A 21636-nucleotide genomic window follows, 5' to 3' on the forward strand; every position below is an offset into this window, starting at 1 on the left:
CCGCGCAGGCGGACTTTGTTTGTATAGTCGTGACTTCCAGTGGCCCAACAGATTTCCATTGCCTCACTGTTTGAGGTATCCATCTTCTATATGGGCAATTCCATCAGCTAAGTCTAAAATTCGGGGATCGTGAGTTACAATCAAAACCGTACAGCCTTGTTCTTTTGCCAGTCCGCGCAGTAACTCCATCACCACATGCCCGCTATGAGAATCTAAAGCAGCGGTTGGCTCATCTGCCATAATTAACTGTGGATGCCCAGTTAAAGCACGTGCGATCGCAACCCGTTGTTTTTGCCCTCCAGATAAATCGCGAGGAAGTTGCTTGGTTTTATCCCCCAATCCAACAAGTTCCAACATAACTTGGGCTTGCTTGCGGGCTTGCTTTCCTCGAAACCCTTTCACATTCAAAGCTGCTTCTACATTTTCAATAGCTGTGAGTGCGGGGAACAAATTGAAATCTTGAAAAATAAAACCAATATTCTCTCTTCTAAAGCGCGATAGCTGAGTTCGAGACATTCTCGTAATCTCTTGTCCAAGCAGGTACACCTTGCCAGATGTTGGCGTTAGCAGCCCTGCTAAAATCGACAGTAACGTTGTTTTGCCAGAGCCAGATGGCCCCATCAAAATTTCTATATCACCTTTTTTAATTTCCCAGTTAATCCCTTTAAGAATTTGAAAGTTCTGCTGCTTGGACTGAATAGTCATTTCCACCCTTTCAGCAGCGATCGCAGCTACTGAAGAAGTATAGTTTTGATATCTGTTATTTGTTAACTCGTTAGAGTTCAATTTAAAATCAGCCATTTTTTCCTATTCTTTGCATAGTATACATATCAACTTTTTATGACCAAATAGTTTTGTGAGTTAAATTGCCTACATAGACTCCTTAATATTTTGTAGCAAACATCACTGTCTTTTGTGTAGGTCGAACTACTGCAAGAAAGCTATCCTTTGAATACAATGGCTGGATCTACACGAGTCACCTTCTGAATAGCAAAGATAGCCGAACAAACACACATCAAAGCTGTAATACCCAAAACCACAACTGCTGATGTTGGGGTAATGAGAATCACTATGCCCTGAGACGTTGCCGTCCAGGCTGCTACCCCCAGGCAAACAGCCATGCCCGGTATGTAACCTATAATTGCCATCCACAGTCCTTGCTCGATAATGACACTATATATAAACCAGTCAGACGCTCCCATTGCTTTGAGCGTTCCAAACTCTTTGATATGATCTGTGACAGAAGCGTAAAGAATTTGACTCACAACCACCGATCCCACAACAATCCCAACGACAGCACCAATACCGAGAACAAATCCAATTCCAGATCGTTCTTGCCAATAACTTTGTGTGACTTCAGCCATTGCCTCACGAGTATAAGCACGGGTATCCGGCAAAGTCTCTTCCAACTTCCGCCTAAGTTGTTCTATGTTTTGACCTGGTTTTGCTCGAATCAAAATAAAGCTAATTGGGTCTGTTGATGCTAGCTGTTTGGGAGACGAACCAGTGTCATTGACACGAGATGCTATCTGGGAACCGTAATTAGCATACGTGTTCGCGCTTTCTAAAGAGGTGAACATTAAAGTCCCAAAAACGATTGATTGAGTTCCTTCCGTAAATCCTACCAACTTTGCTGGTATATAATTGATTTCTCCTACTTCACCCAATTTTTGTAAATTCAGGGACTTTAAGCTAGTTTGGTCGATAATAAACCTGTAAGGTTCCTTGAGATCGTTAAAACTTCCATGGATAATATTTGAGGTAGGAAACAACATTCCTCCCGGTACTGCACCAACCATTGTGATCGAGCTGATTTTGTCTGACTCAAGTTCGTGCCATAGTCCCCCGCGAATGATAACTCCTTCAGCTTGAGAGACACCTGCTACCTGACGAGCTTTTGCCACTTGCTCATAATTTATCGGTGTACTTAGCCCTATATGTTGCATATTTTTGGAAGTTACCCAAATATCAGCACGAGATTGAGAAATCAACTGGGAAGAGGATTGGGCAAACCCGTATTGCAACCCTGTTTGAATTGTGACTAAACTAACGGCAAACATAATTCCTGCTTGCGCCACAAGAAAGCGAGGAATATCTTCAACTAAATTTTTACGAGCGATAGAAGTCATAATTTTACTAATGGCTAATGGCTAATGGCTAATGGCTAATGGCTAATGGCTAATGGAAAAAAACAATTAGCAGTTAGCAATTAGCAATTAGCTAATGAGAATATACTCGTCCTTTCCAGGCTCCTCCGCGCTTTTGCCAATGACGCAATGCAGAATCTAATGTCATTAGCGTGTACAGGAATGCGATCGCACTTAAGCAAAATGCGAATACAGGGGAACAACCATAAAATTTAACTGTGGGGAAGTAGGCGTAAGACATGAGAAGCCAACCAGATAAACCCACAATCGCTAAAAGCCAATTTCCGGCGATCGCTCCGGCAATTGCACATAGAGGTGGCACTATGTAAACAAGTATCATTCCAAATATGGTGACTGTTAACATCCCTAAAGAATAATGTAGCTGTGTAAAAGCAGTTCGGGCTACCATATTCCAAATTGTTTCTAAGGACGTATAAGGTCGCAAGCTGTGGGTTGAGTGAGTTAGCCCCAACCATATTCGACCTCCCCTCTTCTTTACTGCCTGAGCTAGGGTACAATCATCTATGAGAGCGGTACGAATGCTCTCAATGCTGCCAATTTCGTGTAAAGCTTCACGAGTTATCAAAATACATCCACCAGCCGCAGCAGCTGTGGGTTTTGTGGGATTGTTAACCCAAGGGAAGGGATAAAGTTTTTGAAAGAAAAACACAAAGGCTGGAATGAGTAGTTTTTCCCAAAAATGCTCGCACCTCAGCTTTACCATTAGGGAAACAAGATCTAAATTTTCTTGTTGTGCTTTCACAACTAAGGAACGGACATTCAAAGCATCATGTTCAATATCGGCATCGCTGAGGAGAAAATAATCTGGTGCCTCCTTGAGAGTTTCAGTATACTGAATTCCTTGATGTAGCGCCCACAGCTTTCCCGTCCAACCAGCAGGCAGTGGTTCGGCAATTAAAACTTTCAATTGATCGGTTTTCTTGAGTTTTTTTGCAATGTCAAAAGCAACACTCGCTGTTCCATCTGTACTGCGATCGTCTACCAAAACAACGCTCAGAGAACCAGGATAATCTTGGGTGAGGAGCGATCGCAAAGAAATTGGCAGTAAATCGGCTTCATTTCTTGCAGGTACAACAACGCACACTTTGGGGAATTTTGGTAAATCTGTTTCCTGTCCTGTTAATTGCTGGTCGCAACGCCAAAACTGACCCCAAAAACCTACGAGGACAATCCAAATTGTTAAGGAGAGAACCGAAAGCCACAACCCAATTTCAAAACTCATGGTATTTTCATATTTCTACAGAAAAAATACTTATGACTAAATCAGTCAAAATGGCAATCTATAATTTTGCTATGGCTATCGATCGTCGATAGTAAAACCTTTCTTTTGAATTGAACTCTTAACCTTTTCAATAACCGGAGTTTTCTTAGTATTGCTAAACTCCAAAACAAAGGGAATTGTCAAGGGTTCTTCAGAATTGTGCTTTGAAATTGCTTCAAGTAAATCTGGATAGCAGGTTGAACTGTATTTAAATCTTTCAGGATTGAAATTCATTTGCTCAAAAGCGTCTCCTAATAATTCTTCAATCCATCCTGAAACTTTCTGGAATTTTGAAATAGGTGTACCGACTTCCCCTATTTTCAGTAGAAATATTTTGTGTCCAGATATACCATAAAACATTTCTACTTTTAGAAATAACTCAAATGTCAAAACCTTCTCTTTGCTAATTACCCACTTGTGCTTGTTGTTTGTCATCTTACTAACTCCTTAAATTGCAACGCCTGTACATTGATTAGCTCTCCGAAGTATCGGCATATGCCAGAGGACAGAGGGCGAAAATACAAGTCTTGTTTATACTTTTTTAATCTTTGCTCTCTGCCCTGCTTTGCCCAAATCGGCTCTAATAACTATGGATAAGTTTCACCAAGTAGGTGTGTTTTCATATTTCTACACAAAAAACACATTACAATGCAACTTATAGTAAAAAAACAATTTTGCCTGCATACTACTTGTGTGTGGAATGTGTGAGGAGAAACGGAAAACTATGCAAATTCAGGACAAACAAACAGTTTCCCGTATACAAAAAGCGATCGCAACCAGTCAGAATTATCTTCTTTCTCTTCAATATCCGGATGGTTATTGGTGGGCTGAGCTAGAATCAAATGTTACAATCACTGCTGAAGTTGTCCTTCTCCATAAAATTTGGGGAACCGACAGCAAAAGACCTTTACACAAAGTTGAAGCGTATCTACGTGCTCAACAACGAGAGCACGGAGGCTGGGAACTTTTTTGCGGAGATGGAGGCGAACTCAGTACCTCTGTTGAAGCGTACATGGCACTGAAACTGCTTGGTGTCTCAGAAACAGATCCGACGATGGTGAAGGCGAGGAAGTTTATCTTACAGCGTGGTGGTATCAGCCGGACTCGTATTTTTACCAAGCTACACCTGGCATTAATTGGATGCTACGACTGGCTGGGTATTCCTTCATTACCGCCTTGGGTGATGTTATTACCCTCCAATTTTTTATTTAACATCTATGAGATGTCTAGTTGGGCCAGATCGAGTACTGTCCCACTGCTGATTGTTTTCGATCGCAAACCAGTGTTTGTCACTAACCCAGCCATCTCCTTAGACGAACTCTATACCGAAGGTGTTGAGCAAGCTAAATTTGAGTTACCCCGTCAAGGTGATTGGACGGATATATTCATCATGCTTGACAATGCTTTTAAATTAGCGGAAAACTTGAATTTAGTGCCTTTCCGCGAAGAAGGTATTCAGGCTGCAGAACGATGGATATTAGAGCGACAAGAAGCAACTGGTGATTGGGGCGGTATTATTCCTGCTATGCTCAATTCACTGCTAGCTTTACGGACTTTGGGTTACGATGCAGCAGACCCTATTATTGAAAGAGGATTGCAAGCAGTTGACAATTTTGTCATTGAAACAGAGAATACTTACACAGTACAACCTTGTATTTCCCCCGTTTGGGATACGGCTTGGGCGATGCGATCGCTAGTTGCTTCTGGATTAGCACCAGATCACCCTGCTGTTGTCAGAGCCGGAGAATGGTTATTGAACAAGCAAATTTTGGATTACGGTGATTGGTCGGTAAAAAATCGCCAAGGCAAACCAGGAGCTTGGGCATTTGAATTTGATAACTGCTTTTATCCCGATGTAGACGATACAGCCGTCGTAGTCATGGCGTTGGATGTGGTAAAACTTCCCAACGAAAAATTGAAACAAGCAGCAATGACTCGTGCAGTTAACTGGATTGCGTCCATGCAATGTCGGGCTGGTGGTTGGGCTGCTTTCGATCTGGATAACGATCGAGATTGGATCAACCTCATTCCCTATGGGGATCTCAAAGCCATGATCGATCCAAATACCGCAGACGTTACAGCTAGGGTGTTAGAAATGCTGGGTGGCTGTAACCTGTTTATTGACGATGACAAACTGGAACGAGCAATTACCTATCTTTTGCAAGAGCAAGAACCAGAAGGTTGCTGGTTTGGTCGCTGGGGCGTGAACTATATTTATGGAACCAGTGGAGTTTTAGCAGCTTTATCTCTTATAGCTCCAAAAAGAACGCAAGTCCGGATTGAAAAAGGAGCAGCTTGGTTAGTTGGTTGTCAAAATACCGATGGTGGTTGGGGAGAAACTTGTAGAAGCTACGACGATCCAAGCCTCAAAGGTAAAGGAACCAGCACCGCATCTCAAACGGCGTGGGCTTTGTTAGGATTAATAGCTGCAGGTGAAGCAACTGGTAAGTTTGCGCGTACAGCAATTCAACGCGGAGTCCATTATTTAACAGAAACACAAAAGCCAGATGGCACTTGGTACGAATCAGAGTTTACAGGAACCGGCTTTCCGAGTCATTTCTATTTGAAATATCACCTCTATCAACAAGTCTTTCCTTTACTGGCTCTGAGTAAGTATCAAGACATATCACATCTATTGTGATTTAAAGTACTTCCTCTTCTCTCCACTAGGAGAGAAGAGCTAGTCAATGGGGAGTGAGACCCCTCACTCGTTCCCAGCCTCAGGCTGGGAATGCCTTAAGAGAGGCTCCGCCTCCCGTACTCAAAGTTTCGAGGCAGCAGCCAATCAGTCTGGATTCACAAACCTTGGCACCGGATCGAGAGAACGAAAAAGTATCAACTCAGAGGTGATACCGCTCATTCGCCAACAGCATCCTTTTAGGAGAGAGCGGGCGAGGACACCCACCCCACAAGATGCGATCTATCAATCTAAAAATTAAAGTCATTCAGCAATGCCAATTTTCCGTTATTGGCTATAGCGTCTGTGACCGCCAGGGGATCTGATATAGTCTATTTTTCCATCGTCTGCCCAATCCGCTAGGGTTTTAGGGTGATAGCCATATTGTTTGTAAACTTGCTGTGGGGATAGATATTGCATAAATGGAGTTAAATATTACGGTTAACTCCATTTTACTCCTAATTAAAGTGACTTACTAAAATGGGGAACTTGTACCAAGCGAGCAATAACTTCTCCCAAACGGTTGAAGTGCTTAGGATTTAGGGTCAGCAGCTTATCAACATTGGCTTTTATAGCTGCCTGTGCAATCAGTGCGTCAAAAATACCTCCTCCTGGAAGATTAAGAGAAACCATTTGGGCGATCGCCGCTTGATAATCTTCAACTAATAATGGAACAAATTCAAAATGTTGCAAGTTAACTGCAAGCTGTTGTTGAGCCAATTGAGGGCGAATCGGTATTTGAAGAGGTAAACGAGTAATAACAGAGTAAATCTCTGCCAGACTATGAGTAGAAATAACACCTTGAATGTCTTGCTGTAAAGCTTGGTTCAGTTGAAGCGCACAAGCGGCATGACTGGGATGACTCACAACAAGTGCAGCAACTATTACGGAACTATCAAACAACACCCTCACGAAGACATAAGCTCCTGAATGCGTTCTTCTCTTACCTCATCAATAAACGCTACAAGGTCAAAATCTTTGGGTAGCGGAGCATCAACAACTAAAATTCTGTCTTCATAATAGGTAAGTGGTTCCTTTAAAGATGGCTCTTCTATATACTGATTAAGCTGGTTAATCTTTTCAGTGATAGTCTGAACAATAAACTCCTCGACTGAAATGCCTTGGGAGCTTGCCCATTTTTCGATTTCTTTTTGGAGATAACTAGGGAGATTCATACAAACCTTGAACGACAACGTTACCATCTTTAATTATATGGCGTAAATGGGTTCTACGCTTTACTGATACAGCCATTCTCAGGATATATTATGTTTGGATAAACTCTTATACTACATATGTATTAAGGATGTATGCGCTAAAGCGCAACTACGAACGCAATACAAGAATTTTACACTTCGTTATATAGTGTTGTTTTCTGTTCCCAATCTATTGACCTAAAACGAGGCATCATCTTCGATTTCCTTAGTAAGGTTGACAATGCCAACCCTACAAGAATCAGTAATTTTAGAGCGAAAAGGAAGTAATTGAACCTCAATCTATGTCCGTTTCAATATCACCGTGCAATCCCAATTCTTGCAGTGCCACTTTAGTTTCTTCAATCTTCTGAGTAGAAACAGCAATTTGGGCAGATCTCCCTTGGGAAATTTCTGTACGTTGATACCAGTAGATAGCAGCTGCTTTTCGGAGAGCAGAAGCAAATTCCTCTGGTGAGGAATAACAAGTCTTAAAAGCGTCTTCAGGTATGTCTAAAGAAATTTTCATCTAGTTTCTCCTATATTAATTAAAATCCTAAACCTTTCTTTCTTGCTAGCACACCATCCACCCAACGTTTTTCATCTGTATTATTAGGATACAACGCTGACAGTGCTTGGGCTAATCGCCAGAAACGTTGGTCACTTCCAGCCCCTTCTTCCACCTTGGATAAGAAAAATCGATTGACATTGAAACCTCGTAGAGACGCGATTAATCGCGTCTCTACATCCGCAAAATTATGACTCTACATCCGCAAAATTATGACGAAAAATTTTTAACCGAGTAGTATTGGTTTAAACAGCCATTTCAAGTTCAAAATCTTCGAGTTCTTCTACTGTCTCAGTGTTGCTTGTACCGTAAATTTGAGATAATCTTCCTGTCTGTGCTAACACATTTCGCACTTCTAGGTTAGAAATTTCTGCAAGGTTTCGCTGTTGTGCGATCGCAATTCCTGCAGCAATTCCCACTCCCTGACCGACACCACAGTTAAATTCTACTATTCTCCCAGGAAGACAGGCATAACCAATAAATCCAGATGCGGGACTAATAACTGCTAAGTTGGGTACATCTTTAATTAACGCGTGTTGAATGCCAATGTTAAATAATGGCGGGTTCTCTAACACGTTGCGGTCAAAACCTTTTTCAGTTGCTTTGAGGTCTAAACCTTCAATTTTACTGCGAGTGTGGAAATGGTAGCCAAAGGTTCCTAAAGCTTCTCTTTCTGGTACGCCACCTGCGAGCATTTCATAGCCACACAGAGGTTTCACTGCTCCTAAAATATTACCTGCATGGCGAATATACAGCTCGGGTGCGTGCTTGACTTCCGAAGCACCAATGCTTTCAAACCACTTCCTCACAAACAGCATCTCGTTGAGCATTTCTAAAGTTGGTTTGGCTTTAGCTCGTGCAAGTCCTTCTGCTTGTTCGGCATTGACTTTATATAACAATGCATTCCAAGACAATCGACCTTTAGACAAAATTGTTATCTTGCCTTTGTCAAAAACAGTATTGCCAGATTCTAAATCGATAGGTGTGCCTCTAACAGCATGATAGGCAATGGAGATCGCCCGACTGCGTATATCTATATAATCTTTGCCAACTATCATTGTTTTAAGATTGCCATCTTCATCTAGCAAATCTTCTCTTAACTGTTTTGCGATCGCGGCACTACCACCTGCTGCAGTATCTATCCACTTTCTGGCTTCTGGATCGACTGGATTTGTTAATAATTCCAGATAATCTAATTCTAAATTCTGGAGTTTTTCAATACTCAACCCGTAGGTTTCAAACACTAAGGTCACGGCTAATTCCGAATCTGGCAAACCAAAAGTTTGAAATCCCTTCAGTTTTTTCACCCCACATGCAAGCGCCAATTCCGCATTAACGGTGCAATCAATAAACTGTTTTCCCAAAAAAGTCTCATCTTTAGTCAGTTTGATTCCCTTGATTTTTTTTCCTTCTGCGATCGCAGACTCAATCTCTATATTACTCTCTATATCCACATGCGCTTCATACAACATCTCTCGCAAAACTGCATCTGCTTTGTCTGGATCGAGGGCAAGAAGTTCCACACCCGCCCGTTGCAAGAACTCCTGATAAATGGCAGGAGGAGCGCCAAACATTTCTAAATTTAGTGATTGGCGAATTGCAGGAGGTACGATACAACGATTGAGGTAAGACAATCGACCCCGTACTAAATGACCTCCTATCCCAACCTTGGCATTTCCTTTCAACAGAAGTAGAGTTCGCGGGTACTGATTCTTTTGACGATAGTATTCCCTTACCGCACATACCAAGGCAAGAATGCCAGGAACTTCATCTCCGAAGCAAATAATGTCGTAAGTGTGGACTGTAGAAGGGACACTAACCTGAGACATAGTCTTTTCAACCGATAACTCTTGTCACAGCTACAGCATACACTTTATTTCTTGCTAACATGTCTTTGCTATACTTGTGTCATTTTTCTATTGATAAAGATTATCATACTTGACGAACTTCTAAAAACAAGCTAGAAATCGAAGATAGCATATCTTTTGACCTTGAACCTTTTTACTAGAGGTTCAGGGTCAAAAGATATGCGTAATTTCAAGATTCCTTTTTGATTTCTACGCAGATAAATTTCCTATGACTCAACTAACCGTGCAAGAAAAGAATGCTGTTTCCGATATTCCCAAAAGAGGAATGCCTGTCACCATCATTACGGGATTTTTAGGGAGTGGAAAAACCACACTCTTGAATCAAATTCTAAAAAATAAACAAAACTTAAAAGTCGCCGTACTTGTGAATGAGTTTGGCGATATCAATATTGACAGTCAGTTGCTAGTTTCAGTAGACCAAGACATGGTAGAGCTAAGTAATGGCTGTATTTGTTGTACGATTAATGATGGATTAGTCGATGCCGTTTACAGAGTTTTAGAAAGAGAAGAACGCATAGACTATTTAGTGATAGAGACAACAGGTATAGCCGATCCCCTGCCAATTGTGCTCACATTCCTGGGAACAGAACTGAGGGATCTGACAAACCTAGATTCTATCTTAACTGTTGTCGATTCTGAAACTTTTAACTCCGAACACTTCCAAAGTGAAGCAGCATTGAAACAGTTAACTTATGGAGATATTATTCTTCTAAATAAAACTGACCTTGTCACACCGGAAAAGCTGCAAGAACTAGAAGCCTACATCCATAGTGTCAAAGCGAGTGCAAAAATTCTCCACTCCACATATGGTCAAGTGCCTTTACCGTTAATTTTAGGCGTAGGCTTAAATTCAAAAGATATTTGTGGTTTTGATGAGGACACTCACGAACATCACCACGATCATCATCACCATCATCACAATCATCACTCCCATCATTTAGAAAATGATGGATTTATGTCAATTTCCTTTCAAAGCGATCGCCCCTTTGACGTAAACAAGTTTGAAGCATTTCTTACAGAAGAGATGCCAGAAGAAGTCTTTCGAGCAAAAGGCTTTCTTTGGTTCAACGATAGTGAATTACGCCATATCTTTCAGCTAAGCGGACCTCGTTACCATTTATACGCTGATGAATGGACAACCGCGCCTAAAAATCAATTAGTTGTGATTGGCAGAAACTTAGACAAACACCAAATTACGTCACTGCTAAATAAGTGTTTAGTGGTTAGTAGTTAGTGGTTAGTAGTTAGTGGTTGGTGGTTAATGGTTGGTGGTTAATGGTTGGTGGTAGGGGCGCAAGGCATTGCGCCCGTACACAATCAGTCGTAAAATTTACTACCAACAACCAACAACCAACAACCAACAACTAACCACTAACAACTAACAACTAACAGATTTAACACCCTCCAGCCCAAGTAACCCATTTGTGAGATAAACCAGTGTGTGTCTTACTTCCACTCATTTCATGCTCAGTGACAGTAACTCCACTCACGTCCGCGCCGTTCAATTCAGCTTCATTTAAGTTAGTACCAATTAAATTTGCCTGACTCAGGTTAGCCCCACTTAAATCTGCACCACTCAATTCAGCTTCGCTAAGATTAGAGCCACACAAATTTGCTCTGACTAAATTAGCACTCCGTAAATCACCTCGACTGAGATTGGTTTTTTCCAAGTTAACATTAATTAAGTCTGCACCAATTAAGTTGACTTCACTCAAGTTAGAACCCACAAGGTTTGCGCTGCTCAGATCTGCATCTGTTAAATTTGCTCGACTTAGATCGCATCCACTCAGATCCGCACCCGTGAGATTTGCGCCACTTAAATCTGCTCCGCCAAAATTTGCACCACTTAAATCAATATCGCTGAGATTTGCTTGATGCAAATTCATACCATTAAAATCCCGTTCTCCTGCTGCATATCGACTCAGGAGCTGATTAACGTCCATATCGTCTACCTCGCAATTGTGAATGAAGGAATCCCCTCTTAAACCACACCTAGAGATAATTTGCCGAGTTGCCAGCAACTTAAATTCTAAGAAAATACTTACAGTATTATTTATTTTGCGAGATTTTTTTGCTCTCGGAGCATTTACTTAACGGAAGTATACTTAACATATAAACATAATTTACACCCAGCAGTTTGCACACTTTTCACCCCATGTAGATGCTTAAAACAGCGCATCTTCACGGAGTCAGCCATAATTTTTTATAAAAAGTAGTAATTTGCAAAGGTTCATGTTTTTATTATAAACTGTAAAATGAACATTAAAGAATTAAGCTCCTTACGGTTATGGCACAACTAGATTCCAACCACACTTCTCGTCGAGGAAGATTATTTCCAGAACGTACTATTTCAGATGAAGAAAAAGCAAAACACCAGTCAGAGATAGAAGCGTTTTACCAGCGTTGTCGTCCAATTTTTGAGCGCCTCCGACCCCTGTTAATCGAAAAATATAATAATTGGTTCATTGTTATTGAGCCTGAGAGTGAAGAGTACTTCCTTGACGAAGAGCGTATGGTTGCCTTACAAAAAGCACTAGAAAAATATCCCCAAGGTCTATTCTACACATTCCGTCTCAATGAGACAGGAGTTTGTGGAAGAGTATGATTCAGGGTGAGTTTGATGAACTAGGTCAACTATTTTTCGAGATTGAACTTATTGCTGCTAATGGTGAAAATTTCTTAGTAAATGCTCTTTTGGACACAGGCTCAACAGAATGGCTCGCTATTAATGAGCAGGATTTACAAGGATTGGAGTGGCAGCGTGTTGATAGATTGAACGTATTAACGGCTATGGGTGAAACTAGATTAGAAACTTTCTTGGGAAAAGTGGTAATCGATAGCCAGGAATTTACTATCCCAGTAGTAGCTGGTTCAGAATTCAGAGAAAAAAAAATTGGTATACCTTGGTTGAGAAATCGGCGATTAGTTGTTGATTTTCCAGTAGGAGTGTTAACTTTGGGTTAGGCTTTGGGCAAAATCTATCTCTTGGTAAAAATTCTAAATACGAATTGCGAATTATTCCGTCAGGTGGGCTTTAGCCCACCCTACTGATATTAAAAATCCTCTCTCTTCTTTCCTCTGCGTTCTCTGCGCCTCTGCGGTTCATTAAAATAAATTCATAATTCCGATCTAATTATTGTCTTAAACTTTCATAACTCAACAACTCAACAAGAGTTTTTTCCATCACTTGACTCACCAACTCATTTCCCTGAAAATTCAAGTGAATGTGGTCGTGATACAAAGCTTGAGGAGATTCAAAAGAATTAAACACAGGCAGAAAATCAATGTAAGTTATTTTCTGTTCCCGACAAAACGCATTCAGACGATCGCGCGAACTAACTTCATAATCTCTCGGTCCCGGTTGACCAATTTCCCGAAGCAGAGGAGTCATCACAAGTAAAAATCCACTGTTTGCTTGACGTGCAAATGCAGAAATTTTACCAATAGCTTCCAAATTAACACCCACCCGATCGCCACCTTCTTTCTGCACAGCCTCCAACTCCGGGATAGACTTTGGTTTTAAGACATAACGGTTCAAAACTTCCACCAAAGCAAAAGGTGGTTTTCGCTCCGGATAGTTGCGATCGCGTCCTACAGGTAAAGAAGTAGGAGCCGTTGCAAACAAATCATCCGTATTAATCACCAACACCACAACGCGAGCATTAAAATTGCCAAACTTTTGCAAGTAAGCCAATTCATTACGGGGACCCCAAGAGTTAGCAGAAGCATTAAGGACTTCCACTTGTGAGAAACGATTAGCAATAGCTGATGGGAGAGAATAACTCATTAAGCTAGAAATAGTCTTATCCTGGTCAGTCCACCATCCGCCATTAACAATAGAATCACCCAATAGCAGTATTCTTAAAGTAGAAGATGAAAGAGACTTTTGTACTGCTGCGCCTCGCATTGAGTACTCATTAATTTCTATACGATTGCCAAAGCGCTTGGTGCGCTGGTTGGGGGCTAGTAAATAGCCAATTTGTTCATCTGTAACGTAAGTGAGGGGATTACCAAAACCAAACAACCAGCGCAATCCCACCTCCAGAACAACAAATAATCCGATAAGTATTACCAAACCGACAACCAGAAAAGCTTTCACCACAACAGACTCCCAGTAAATTTTTGTAAAGAAAAATCCTATATAAAGAGTTCCAACTTACACTATTTTCCTTAAAAAGTGTCAAGTACCATCATGTATAAAAAAGAAAGTTACACTTTTTGTTATAAGTAATTATGTCGATGTCAACGCTACCTACATTGAATCATAATGATTAGGGGAAAGTTTGCAAAAAATGCAAACCGAACGACTAAAATCGACTTGATCGAGTTCTATGGAGTTGGCTGATAAAGCTATGTCCGACTTAAATCGAGGAATCATGAAATTTGATGGCGCTGACTCCCCAAAAGTAGTCACCACCTTCTCTGTGGTACTTTTGGGAGCGATAGCAGCACTCATCATTTGGGCGCTACAAGCCGCCTACGCAGTCCACTAATTTTTCATTAGCGGACTCTCAGCAATTGAGAAGCTAAGTTATCCTAAGAAGTCATCTCGAACCGACTTCCTAGCTGTTTTCAATCGCAGGTGTTAAGTTCGGGATGACTCGTAGTTTCAGTCTTATTGCTTACCCAACAACTGACCGAGTTATTGAGTGGCACTCTGAGAGCGACTATTGTAATTTTATAACTTAAGGAAAATTTTAGATTTCCGATTTTAGATTTTGGATTAACAATAAATCTAAAATCAAAATCAAAAATGCTAGAACTCTGGGGTATTGTAACTATCTGTATTATCTGCCCCCTCCTAGGTGCGCTACCGCTTATTGCCTGGATTACCCAAGCCCTAGCTAAGCGGAAGATAGCACAATTGGGGACAGGAAACATTGGTGTCTCATCTGCCTTCTACCACGGTGGTACGTTGGTAGGAGTGCTGGCAGTCTTATCAGAAGCGCTTAAGGGTATTGCAGCAGTCTTACTTGCCCGTGTTATTTTTAAAGATAACTCGGCGTGGGAGTTAGTTGCTTTAATTGCCCTAGTATTAGGTCGATATATAGCAGGTCGAGGTGCAGGTACGACAAACGTGGTTTGGGGATTTGCCGTACACGATCCCCTGGCAGCAACATTTGTATTGTTACTAGCTAGCGTTAGTTTTACGATTCTGCGATCCAGACAACTGGCAAAATTTGGTATTTTAATTTTGTTTCCACTGATTGTGGGGATTTTGCACAGCGAAGACCCGCCTCACATTGTAGCTGCAGTTGCGCTAGCGGCTTTACTGGGTTGGATTTACAAACAAATGCCTGATGATTTGGACTTACCAGTTGAACGGGCGCATCCAGACACGCAAACAGCATTTAAATTTTTTCGGGGCGAACAAGATATTCTCACCCTGGATGACGATTTAGACGCTAGTTTTGTCGGACAAAAGGCAGCGAGACTTGCAGAAGTGAAGCGATGGGGTTATCCAGTTCCAAAGGGATGGGTGCTTGCACCCTACGACGATCCCGCACCGTTGATAGAATTGCTTCAGCCATCACGTTTATTTCCTCTTGTCGTCCGTTCCTCAGCTATAGGAGAAGACACGGAACTGGCTTCGGCTGCAGGTCAGTATATCACGGTGTTAAATGTGACAACAAAAAAGGAATTGGGCGATGCGATCGCTCGCTGTCAAGCTTCCTATAATAGTGCATCAGCAGTGCAATACCGCAGCGATCGCGGAGTATACGATGGAGCAATGGCAGTCCTAGTTCAGCAACAGGTACAAGGAGTCTACTCTGGAGTTGCTTTTACCCGCGATCCCATTACCAAACAGGGAGAGGCTGTCGTTATAGAAGCATTACCAGGAAGTGCAACTCAGGTGGTTTCCGGACGAACCACTCCAGAACAGTATCGTGCTTATATTGCCGAGACAGACAACCTCACTGCCATAGAACTAGAAGGTAAAGGAACCATACCACCAGCCTTAATCAAGCAAGTTGCATACTTGTGTCGGCGTATCGAGCAGCGTTACCAGGGAATTCCTCAAGACATAGAATGGACTTTTGACGGTCAAACTCTTTGGGTGTTACAAGCACGCCCCATCACAACGCTGCTACCAATTTGGACTCGGAAAATTGCCGCAGAAGTTATTCCCGGACTGATTCGTCCCCTAACGTGGTCCCTCAATCGCCCGTTAACCTGTGGTGTTTGGGGAGGAATTTTTGCATTGGTTTTGGGTGAACGTTCTGTGGGGTTAGATTTCAACAAAACAGCAACTTTGCACTACTCCAGAGCTTACTTTAACGCCTCCTTGTTGGGAGAAATTTTCCTGCGTATGGGTTTACCTCCTGAAAGTTTGGAGTTTTTAACACGGGGAGAAAAAATGAGTAAGCCTCCGGTGGACACCACTTTACGAAACTTACCAGGACTGATACGGCTCAGTTGGCGGGAAATCTGTTTAAGAATGGATTTTCAGTGGGATAACCGCAAGTGGTTTGCTCCTGCGTTGTCTCAGTTAAGCCAGGAGTCTGTAGAAGACCTCGATCCGGTAAAGTTAGTTGCCAGAACAGAGGAGATTTTGGAATTACTTCGCCGTGCAACTTACTATAGTATCATGGCTCCTCTGAGCGTGGCATTGCGGCAAGCAATATTTCGGGTCAAAGATGAGGAACTTGATAATGGCAGAACTCCAGAAATAACGGCGTTGCGAAGTCTCCAAGAATTGGCTGCGAAAGCCCGAAAAGTTATGCCTGAGTTCGATGCAGACAAGGTATTTGAGCAGTTAGAGCAAACTCCTGAAGGGCAAGAAATTCTCACACAATTTGAGAATTTACTGAATAAATATGGTTATTTGAGCGAAGTAGGAACTGATATTGCTGTTCCCACTTGGAAGGAAGAACCATCAGCAGTCAGGCATTTGTTTGTGCAATTTATGCAGCTAAGGGAACCAGAACAACGCAAGCCCAAAGGTAAGAAAAAAAGAGGTTTTGTACAAAGCCGCGTTCATTTAAAGGGGCGAGTGACCGAGGTATACTCCCGACTTTTAGCTGAATTGCGTTGGTGTTTTGTAACCTTAGAACAGGTGTGGTTAAAATCGGGCTTGCTCCAAGAACCAGGAGATATATTTTTCTTGGAATTTGATGAGGTGCGGCGTCTTGTGGAAGGTTTTGAGCCAGATTTTGTGGATCGGTTACACGACTTGGTAAAATTGCGGCGCACCGAACTTGACCATGACAGTCAGTTAGAGCCAGTGCCTTTGTTAGTTTACGGTAACGACCCCCCGAAATTTCCATTCCGAAGTGCGATCGCTTTACCCGATCAAGTTCTGCAAGGTATTCCTGCGAGTCCCGGACAGGTGGAAGGAAGAGTAAAGGTGTTGCGAAACTTACAAGCTGGTGTAAATGTTGACAAGGATACGATTTTGGTAGTACCTTATACTGATTCTGGATGGGCCCCTTTGTTAGTAAGAGCGGGCGGATTGATTGCAGAAGCTGGAGGAAAGCTTTCTCACGGGGCTATCATTGCTCGTGAATACGGAATTCCCGCAATAATGGATGTTAAAAATGCAACATGGTTACTGCAAGATGGTCAGAGGGTAAGGATGGATGGATATAGGGGTATTGTAGAAATATCCAACGATTTGAGACCCGAACACGAACCCGAGTAAGCAACCCCCGGATTCAATCCGGGGGCTTCAGCTAAACCCAGTTTAGTCGAAGCCCGAAGCTTACCGTCTAAAGACGCAAGGTTTCCCCGCTCCCGGAGGTTTTTAGATGAGTAGGGTGGGCAATGCCCACCACAAGAAATATATTTGATTTATAAACCCAGCACAACAGCCCGATGAAAAACCGCGCACTGCTGTTAGTCAATAGCCAAGCCCGTCAGGGAGAAAAAAGCTTACCAGAAGCGATTCGTTGTCTTGAAGAATTGGGTTTGGTTTTGATCCGAGAAACCACCCAAAAACCACAAGATCTCCAAGAAATGATTCTCCGATACCAGCAAGAAGTTGATTTAGTCATTATTGGTGGTGGTGATGGAACCCTCAATGCTGCGGTAGATGCTTTGGTTGAGACTCGTTTACCACTGGGAATTTTGCCTTTAGGAACAGCCAACGATCTAGCTCGAACTTTAAACATTCCCAACTCCATACCTGAGGCGTGCAAAGTCATTGCCAAAGGAGATATCGCACGCATTGATTTAGGCGTAGTAAATGGCAAACACTTTTTTAATGTTGCTAGTTTGGGATTGAGCGTACAAATTACCCAGAAACTGACCAAACAAGCTAAGCGGCGTTGGGGAATATTTGCCTATGCGATCGCCGCACTAAAAGTAATTTGGGAATCGCGACCTTTTAGCGCAGAAATTCGGATTAACGGTCAATCAATTCGAGTAAAAACAGTACAAATTGCCGTAGGTAATGGTCGCTATTACGGTGGCGGTATGGCAGTTGTTCATGATGCCACAATTGACGACCGAAGATTGGATTTGTACAGTTTGGAAATTAAACACTGGTGGCAAATTATTCCTATTATACCGACAATGCGGCAAGGGCGTCACATTCATTGGTCTGGTGTTCGTTCTCTTTCAGGTGAAGAAATTGAAGTGTATACTCGCAAACCCCGCCCTATCAATACTGATGGTGAAATTACAACCTACACTCCCGCGCAATTCCGTGTTCTTCCTCAATCTTTAAGTGTATTTGTTCCATCAGTGACCACTGACCAATGAGCAATGACTAATGACTAATGACCAATCACCACCTCAAGTTCTCTCAAGATATTAAGTCCCTACTGCAACGGTTATCCGAACAGCCACTCAGTCTGGGTGATATTTTGGCTGAAACCTCAGAGCGAGGATTTTGCCTGGTGATTATATTATTGGTATTGCCTTTTCTGTTTCCCATACCGCCCGGTTTAACAGGTCCGTTTGGTGGTGCTAGCTTGATATTATCAATGCAAATGGTTTTGGGAAGGCGATCGCCTTGGCTTCCAGCAAAAATAGCCAAATATAAATTCCCTCGCGCTTTTGTTGAAATACTTCTACAAAACCTGAGACGAGTCACTCGATTGTTAGAAAAAATCACCCGTCCCAGGATGGCAAAAATCGCAAACCATACTTTTATTTGGAGATTTAATGGGCTTTGTATTTCTTGGTTAATTCTTCTACTGATTTCACCAATTCCTCTAACTAATCCCATTCCCACGGTTGGAATATTACTTCTTGCAGTAGCTACGATAGAATCTGATGGATTGTTAATGTGTGTTGGTTATATTTTTACTGTCTTAACAACCATTATCTTTGGATTTATTTTTTACGCTTTGTGGATGGCTCCAAGTTTATTGCCTCAAATTTTCCGATAAAAAAACCCTCAGCCACAGACTGAGGGCGGCAATTAGGGTGCATCTACCATCTCTATATCCCCCGAGTCTCTCTCTACCTCCGGAAAGAATAAAAAATTTGACGGGTAAGTTTGCTCAGATCCCAGACGGAGTCTGTCACCTCGTTCCCAGGCTCAGCCTGGGAATGCCTTCTCTTGAGGCTCCGCCTCCCGCACTACTCCCTTTCCGCCCGAAGTTTACCTATTTAAATGAACCACAAAGACACAAAGAGCACGAAGAAACAGGAAAAGCAGATCGGTAGTTCTGGTCATTCTATAGTATTTATTTACTATAGCTATCTATACACAGACTCCTACAGGTACCAGTGTTCTTTTTGACTCTTTATCAAATATTTACTCTAAAGTTATCTATCATCCCTTGCAGTACACAGAGGTCATACTTCAAGAAAGAGAATCTAATCAGCATTGAATATCTGTTGAACAGTTAAGTTTAATTCTGGGAATGTTGGAGAATGAATACAGTCATTATTTCTAAATTTAGTCATTTGGTATTCACCTTCTATTAAAGAGCAAATAAAGATAGTCGGTATTTTGGGATTACCCAGGAATGAGCGTCCACCTAAAGCCAAGTAATCTACTATCCAATATTCTGGAATACCAATTTGTTCGTAAATGGCATACTTAATATAATAGTCATCACGCCAGTTGGTACTAACGACTTCAACGACTAAAGGAATAGATGCAGCCTGCGTTACAGTAGATTCTTTTTTCCAGTAAGGTTCAAACTGCAAATTATCTTTGTTGACTATTAAAATATCTGGTGAATAAGCTGATTCATTTTCTAAAGGCTTAACTAATGCTGTTTTAGGAATTAGGTAGCGAAGACTTAACCGATCTAATTCTGTACCCAATTTTTTAGTTAAGAAGCCTGTGACTTCTTCATGTTCTCCCAGTGGTTGTGCCATTTCAATAATTATTCCATCATGCAGTTCATAACGTTTACCTTCTGGTTTCCATTCGATAAATTCTTGAAAGCTGATTCGGTTAGGTAGTGGTTGTAGCATAGTTGATGACTTAAAGTTTATTCTTCATTTTTTTTCATAAACTATTTATTCTACGGTTATCATCCTTTGCAACACTTGCTTGATTTTATCAGATGGCACTTCATCAGTAATTGTTACAGATCCAATCTGAGTTGGCAAAATAAACCGGACTTTACCCGCCTTCACTTTCTTATCCAGTTGCAAAGCATCAACTATGGCGTCAATATCTAACCCGGATGGCAGTTGAGTTGGTAAACCTGCTTTTTGAATCAGGAAATCTTGACGTTCTGCCTCTTCTTTCTGCCACATTCCCAGTTCTACTGCAATCTGCCCTGCTGCTACCATGCCAATGGCAACTGCTTCACCATGATTCACAACACGATAACCTGTCAAGCTTTCTACTGCATGACCAATGGTGTGTCCGTAGTTGAGAATGGCTCGCAATCCTGCTTCTTTCTCATCTTTACTAACGACATCAGCTTTTGCTTGACAAGAACGCGTTAATATAGTATGTATTAACTCTGGTTTGACGTAGCGCATTTGGTCAAGACGTTTGCTCGCTTCCATCTCGTTAAATAATTGAGCATCCCAAATGATACCGTATTTAATCACTTCTGCCATTCCCGCACGAAACTCCCGCATCGGCAAAGTTTTTAGTACCTCTGGATCTATAAGAACCAAGCGCGGTTGATGGAATGCACCAATCAAATTCTTTCCTTGGGGATGATTGACACCAGTTTTGCCACCGATTGACGCATCCACCATCGCCAGGAGTGTCGTTGGCACTTGTACAAAATTAATCCCCCGCAACCAAGTGGCTGCTGCAAAGCCAGTCATGTCCCCAATGACACCACCGCCTAATGCCACCATTGTTGATGAGCGTTCTATACGATTTTCTAGGGCAGTATCGTAAATTTTTTGTACTAAACTTAAGGTTTTATAGCGCTCGCCCGGTGGTAAAGTGCAGCTTGCGACTTCAAACCCAGCAGATTCTAGAGATCCAATTGCCCTTTCACCATAATGCTTAAATAATGTTGGGTTAGAAACTATCAGTACCTTCTTACCCAGCTTGAGATTGCTCATGTACTCACCAAGCTTGTCTATACCACTGGGTGCGATCGCAATTTCATAAGACTGCTGCGGCAGATTCACGTTAATAACAGAAGCCATTACCAAACCCCTTTCCAAGCACTACCGGGCTGTATTCTACAGCATAGGCATTATCGATTCCTGAATGTTAGACCCTTTTTATGTCCTTTTCTGTCTAATTTTTGGATATATCTTCCTTAAGGATGAGGGGACAAGGGGGACAAGGGGGACAAGGAAGACAAGGAAGACGGTTGAGTGTCAGCCCAGTAAATGTTTCAATAGATTTATAAATGAATGTGGAGAAACACAAATGTTTGCTGCGATCGCTTACGTAGGATTCTTAGCCGTGTTTACTGGTATTGCGGTTGGTTTACTGTTTGGTTTGCGTGCTGCCAAAATTCTCTAATTTATCAGTGCAACACTCTCGTGGGATGGGCATCTTGCCCTTGTGTTTTACCC

General features: G+C 42.0%; 23 protein-coding genes. 9 read left to right on the forward strand and 14 right to left on the reverse strand.

Annotation, left to right across the window (positions count from 1 at the left end; translation table 11 throughout):
• Positions 1 to 63: 63 nt before the first annotated feature.
• The 4 genes from F7734_RS36055 to F7734_RS36070 all read right to left on the reverse strand — a co-directional run bounded on the left by F7734_RS36055 (position 64) and on the right by F7734_RS36070 (position 3864).
• Positions 64 to 801 carry an ABC transporter ATP-binding protein gene (locus tag F7734_RS36055; RefSeq protein WP_155749298.1) on the reverse strand — a complete coding sequence of 246 codons (738 nt, stop codon included), beginning with the start codon at positions 799 to 801 and terminating at the stop codon, positions 64 to 66.
• A 140-nt stretch (positions 802 to 941) separates the two neighbouring features.
• Positions 942 to 2129 (reverse strand): FtsX-like permease family protein, encoded by a 1188-nt coding sequence (locus F7734_RS36060; protein ID WP_155749299.1) that lies wholly within the window; start codon positions 2127 to 2129, stop codon positions 942 to 944.
• Between the two features lie 91 nt (positions 2130 to 2220).
• Positions 2221 to 3390, reverse strand: coding sequence for a glycosyltransferase (locus tag F7734_RS36065; RefSeq protein WP_155749300.1), 1170 nt, complete (start codon positions 3388 to 3390; stop codon positions 2221 to 2223).
• 75 nt (positions 3391 to 3465) lie between these two features.
• A complete protein-coding gene (locus F7734_RS36070) occupies positions 3466 to 3864 on the reverse strand; it encodes a hypothetical protein (protein ID WP_155749301.1) in 399 nt (132 codons plus the stop codon).
• Between the two features lie 289 nt (positions 3865 to 4153).
• Here F7734_RS36070 and shc point away from each other — a divergent pair, with 289 nt between their 5' ends.
• The gene (gene shc, locus F7734_RS36075) at positions 4154 to 6070 is read left to right on the forward strand and encodes a squalene--hopene cyclase (protein ID WP_155749302.1); all 1917 of its coding nucleotides are present in this window, start codon (positions 4154 to 4156) and stop codon (positions 6068 to 6070) included.
• 324 nt (positions 6071 to 6394) lie between these two features.
• On the opposite strand, the gene F7734_RS65620 is transcribed toward shc, so the two are convergent.
• The 6 genes from F7734_RS65620 to F7734_RS36100 form a co-directional block, all read right to left on the reverse strand.
• The gene (locus F7734_RS65620; RefSeq protein WP_279239799.1) at positions 6395 to 6526 is read right to left on the reverse strand and encodes a helix-turn-helix domain-containing protein; all 132 of its coding nucleotides are present in this window, start codon (positions 6524 to 6526) and stop codon (positions 6395 to 6397) included.
• 42 nt (positions 6527 to 6568) lie between these two features.
• Complete coding sequence (locus F7734_RS36085) at positions 6569 to 7018, reverse strand: PIN domain-containing protein (protein WP_166482366.1); 450 nt, start codon at positions 7016 to 7018, stop codon at positions 6569 to 6571.
• Entirely contained in the window at positions 7015 to 7281 is a 267-nt protein-coding gene (locus tag F7734_RS36090) for a hypothetical protein (protein ID WP_155749303.1), read from the reverse strand. The genes F7734_RS36085 and F7734_RS36090 overlap by 4 nt, the downstream gene beginning before the upstream one ends.
• Before the next feature lie 313 nt (positions 7282 to 7594).
• Positions 7595 to 7825 carry a UPF0175 family protein gene (locus tag F7734_RS64210; protein WP_243147277.1) on the reverse strand — a complete coding sequence of 77 codons (231 nt, stop codon included), beginning with the start codon at positions 7823 to 7825 and terminating at the stop codon, positions 7595 to 7597.
• A 19-nt stretch (positions 7826 to 7844) separates the two neighbouring features.
• Positions 7845 to 7979, reverse strand: coding sequence for a hypothetical protein (locus F7734_RS65625; RefSeq protein WP_279239800.1), 135 nt, complete (start codon positions 7977 to 7979; stop codon positions 7845 to 7847).
• 130 nt (positions 7980 to 8109) lie between these two features.
• Positions 8110 to 9693: an FAD-dependent oxidoreductase gene (locus tag F7734_RS36100; protein ID WP_155749304.1), complete on the reverse strand. Its 1584-nt coding sequence runs from the start codon at positions 9691 to 9693 to the stop codon at positions 8110 to 8112.
• Between the two features lie 247 nt (positions 9694 to 9940).
• Between F7734_RS36100 and F7734_RS36105 the strand changes: the two genes are divergently transcribed.
• A complete protein-coding gene (locus F7734_RS36105) occupies positions 9941 to 10966 on the forward strand; it encodes a GTP-binding protein (RefSeq protein WP_155749305.1) in 1026 nt (341 codons plus the stop codon).
• Between the two features lie 160 nt (positions 10967 to 11126).
• Here the strand turns inward: F7734_RS36105 and F7734_RS36110 are convergent, their stop codons facing one another.
• Positions 11127 to 11675, reverse strand: coding sequence for a pentapeptide repeat-containing protein (locus tag F7734_RS36110; RefSeq protein ID WP_155749306.1), 549 nt, complete (start codon positions 11673 to 11675; stop codon positions 11127 to 11129).
• 344 nt (positions 11676 to 12019) lie between these two features.
• Here F7734_RS36110 and F7734_RS36115 point away from each other — a divergent pair, with 344 nt between their 5' ends.
• Together F7734_RS36115 and F7734_RS36120 are read left to right on the forward strand one after the other, a co-directional pair.
• Positions 12020 to 12337 (forward strand): hypothetical protein, encoded by a 318-nt coding sequence (locus F7734_RS36115; RefSeq protein ID WP_155749307.1) that lies wholly within the window; start codon positions 12020 to 12022, stop codon positions 12335 to 12337.
• A complete protein-coding gene (locus F7734_RS36120; RefSeq protein WP_155749308.1) occupies positions 12334 to 12696 on the forward strand; it encodes an aspartyl protease in 363 nt (120 codons plus the stop codon). The genes F7734_RS36115 and F7734_RS36120 overlap by 4 nt, the downstream gene beginning before the upstream one ends.
• 169 nt (positions 12697 to 12865) lie before the next feature.
• On the opposite strand, the gene F7734_RS36125 is transcribed toward F7734_RS36120, so the two are convergent.
• The gene (locus tag F7734_RS36125; RefSeq protein WP_166482367.1) at positions 12866 to 13831 is read right to left on the reverse strand and encodes an SGNH/GDSL hydrolase family protein; all 966 of its coding nucleotides are present in this window, start codon (positions 13829 to 13831) and stop codon (positions 12866 to 12868) included.
• A 232-nt stretch (positions 13832 to 14063) separates the two neighbouring features.
• On the opposite strand from F7734_RS36125, the gene F7734_RS36130 reads away from it, so the two are divergent.
• The 4 genes from F7734_RS36130 to F7734_RS36145 all read left to right on the forward strand — a co-directional run bounded on the left by F7734_RS36130 (position 14064) and on the right by F7734_RS36145 (position 19067).
• Positions 14064 to 14225, forward strand: coding sequence for a hypothetical protein (locus F7734_RS36130; protein ID WP_155749309.1), 162 nt, complete (start codon positions 14064 to 14066; stop codon positions 14223 to 14225).
• Between the two features lie 260 nt (positions 14226 to 14485).
• Complete coding sequence (locus F7734_RS36135) at positions 14486 to 17374, forward strand: glycerol-3-phosphate acyltransferase (RefSeq protein WP_155749310.1); 2889 nt, start codon at positions 14486 to 14488, stop codon at positions 17372 to 17374.
• Between the two features lie 173 nt (positions 17375 to 17547).
• Positions 17548 to 18435, forward strand: a complete 888-nt coding sequence (locus F7734_RS36140; protein ID WP_155749311.1) for a lipid kinase — start codon at positions 17548 to 17550, stop codon at positions 18433 to 18435.
• 17 nt (positions 18436 to 18452) lie between these two features.
• On the forward strand, positions 18453 to 19067 hold the full coding sequence (locus F7734_RS36145) for an exopolysaccharide biosynthesis protein (RefSeq protein ID WP_155749312.1): 615 nt from the start codon (positions 18453 to 18455) through the stop codon (positions 19065 to 19067).
• A gap of 433 nt (positions 19068 to 19500) precedes the next feature.
• On the opposite strand, the gene F7734_RS36150 is transcribed toward F7734_RS36145, so the two are convergent.
• Positions 19501 to 20109, reverse strand: coding sequence for a Uma2 family endonuclease (locus tag F7734_RS36150; protein WP_155749313.1), 609 nt, complete (start codon positions 20107 to 20109; stop codon positions 19501 to 19503).
• Between the two features lie 45 nt (positions 20110 to 20154).
• Positions 20155 to 21258 (reverse strand): 3-dehydroquinate synthase, encoded by a 1104-nt coding sequence (aroB, locus tag F7734_RS36155; RefSeq protein WP_155749314.1) that lies wholly within the window; start codon positions 21256 to 21258, stop codon positions 20155 to 20157.
• Positions 21259 to 21487: 229 nt separating this feature from the next.
• Here aroB and petL point away from each other — a divergent pair, with 229 nt between their 5' ends.
• Positions 21488 to 21583 (forward strand): cytochrome b6-f complex subunit PetL, encoded by a 96-nt coding sequence (gene petL, locus F7734_RS36160; protein WP_038081036.1) that lies wholly within the window; start codon positions 21488 to 21490, stop codon positions 21581 to 21583.
• The last annotated feature ends 53 nt before the right edge of the window (positions 21584 to 21636 follow it).

The organism is Scytonema sp. UIC 10036 (assembly GCF_009725235.1).

Excerpts from the sequence above, each read along its gene's own strand:
- F7734_RS36105 (WP_155749305.1), top strand. The coding sequence starts at position 9,941 with ATGACTCAACTAACCGTGCAAGAAAAGAATGCTGTTTCCGATATTCCC.
- F7734_RS36110 (WP_155749306.1), bottom strand. The coding sequence starts at position 11,675 with ATGGACGTTAATCAGCTCCTGAGTCGATATGCAGCAGGAGAACGGGAT.
- F7734_RS64210 (WP_243147277.1), bottom strand. The coding sequence starts at position 7,825 with ATGAAAATTTCTTTAGACATACCTGAAGACGCTTTTAAGACTTGTTAT.
- aroB (WP_155749314.1), bottom strand. The coding sequence starts at position 21,258 with ATGGCTTCTGTTATTAACGTGAATCTGCCGCAGCAGTCTTATGAAATT.
- F7734_RS36140 (WP_155749311.1), top strand. The coding sequence starts at position 17,548 with ATGAAAAACCGCGCACTGCTGTTAGTCAATAGCCAAGCCCGTCAGGGA.
- F7734_RS65620 (WP_279239799.1), bottom strand. The coding sequence starts at position 6,526 with ATGCAATATCTATCCCCACAGCAAGTTTACAAACAATATGGCTATCAC.
- F7734_RS36060 (WP_155749299.1), bottom strand. The coding sequence starts at position 2,129 with ATGACTTCTATCGCTCGTAAAAATTTAGTTGAAGATATTCCTCGCTTT.
- petL (WP_038081036.1), top strand. The coding sequence starts at position 21,488 with ATGTTTGCTGCGATCGCTTACGTAGGATTCTTAGCCGTGTTTACTGGT.
- shc (WP_155749302.1), top strand. The coding sequence starts at position 4,154 with ATGCAAATTCAGGACAAACAAACAGTTTCCCGTATACAAAAAGCGATC.
- F7734_RS36150 (WP_155749313.1), bottom strand. The coding sequence starts at position 20,109 with ATGCTACAACCACTACCTAACCGAATCAGCTTTCAAGAATTTATCGAA.
- F7734_RS36065 (WP_155749300.1), bottom strand. The coding sequence starts at position 3,390 with ATGAGTTTTGAAATTGGGTTGTGGCTTTCGGTTCTCTCCTTAACAATT.
- F7734_RS36145 (WP_155749312.1), top strand. The coding sequence starts at position 18,453 with ATGACCAATCACCACCTCAAGTTCTCTCAAGATATTAAGTCCCTACTG.
- F7734_RS36135 (WP_155749310.1), top strand. The coding sequence starts at position 14,486 with ATGCTAGAACTCTGGGGTATTGTAACTATCTGTATTATCTGCCCCCTC.
- F7734_RS36090 (WP_155749303.1), bottom strand. The coding sequence starts at position 7,281 with ATGAATCTCCCTAGTTATCTCCAAAAAGAAATCGAAAAATGGGCAAGC.
- F7734_RS36115 (WP_155749307.1), top strand. The coding sequence starts at position 12,020 with ATGGCACAACTAGATTCCAACCACACTTCTCGTCGAGGAAGATTATTT.
- F7734_RS36055 (WP_155749298.1), bottom strand. The coding sequence starts at position 801 with ATGGCTGATTTTAAATTGAACTCTAACGAGTTAACAAATAACAGATAT.
- F7734_RS36100 (WP_155749304.1), bottom strand. The coding sequence starts at position 9,693 with ATGTCTCAGGTTAGTGTCCCTTCTACAGTCCACACTTACGACATTATT.
- F7734_RS36070 (WP_155749301.1), bottom strand. The coding sequence starts at position 3,864 with ATGACAAACAACAAGCACAAGTGGGTAATTAGCAAAGAGAAGGTTTTG.
- F7734_RS36130 (WP_155749309.1), top strand. The coding sequence starts at position 14,064 with ATGGAGTTGGCTGATAAAGCTATGTCCGACTTAAATCGAGGAATCATG.
- F7734_RS36120 (WP_155749308.1), top strand. The coding sequence starts at position 12,334 with ATGATTCAGGGTGAGTTTGATGAACTAGGTCAACTATTTTTCGAGATT.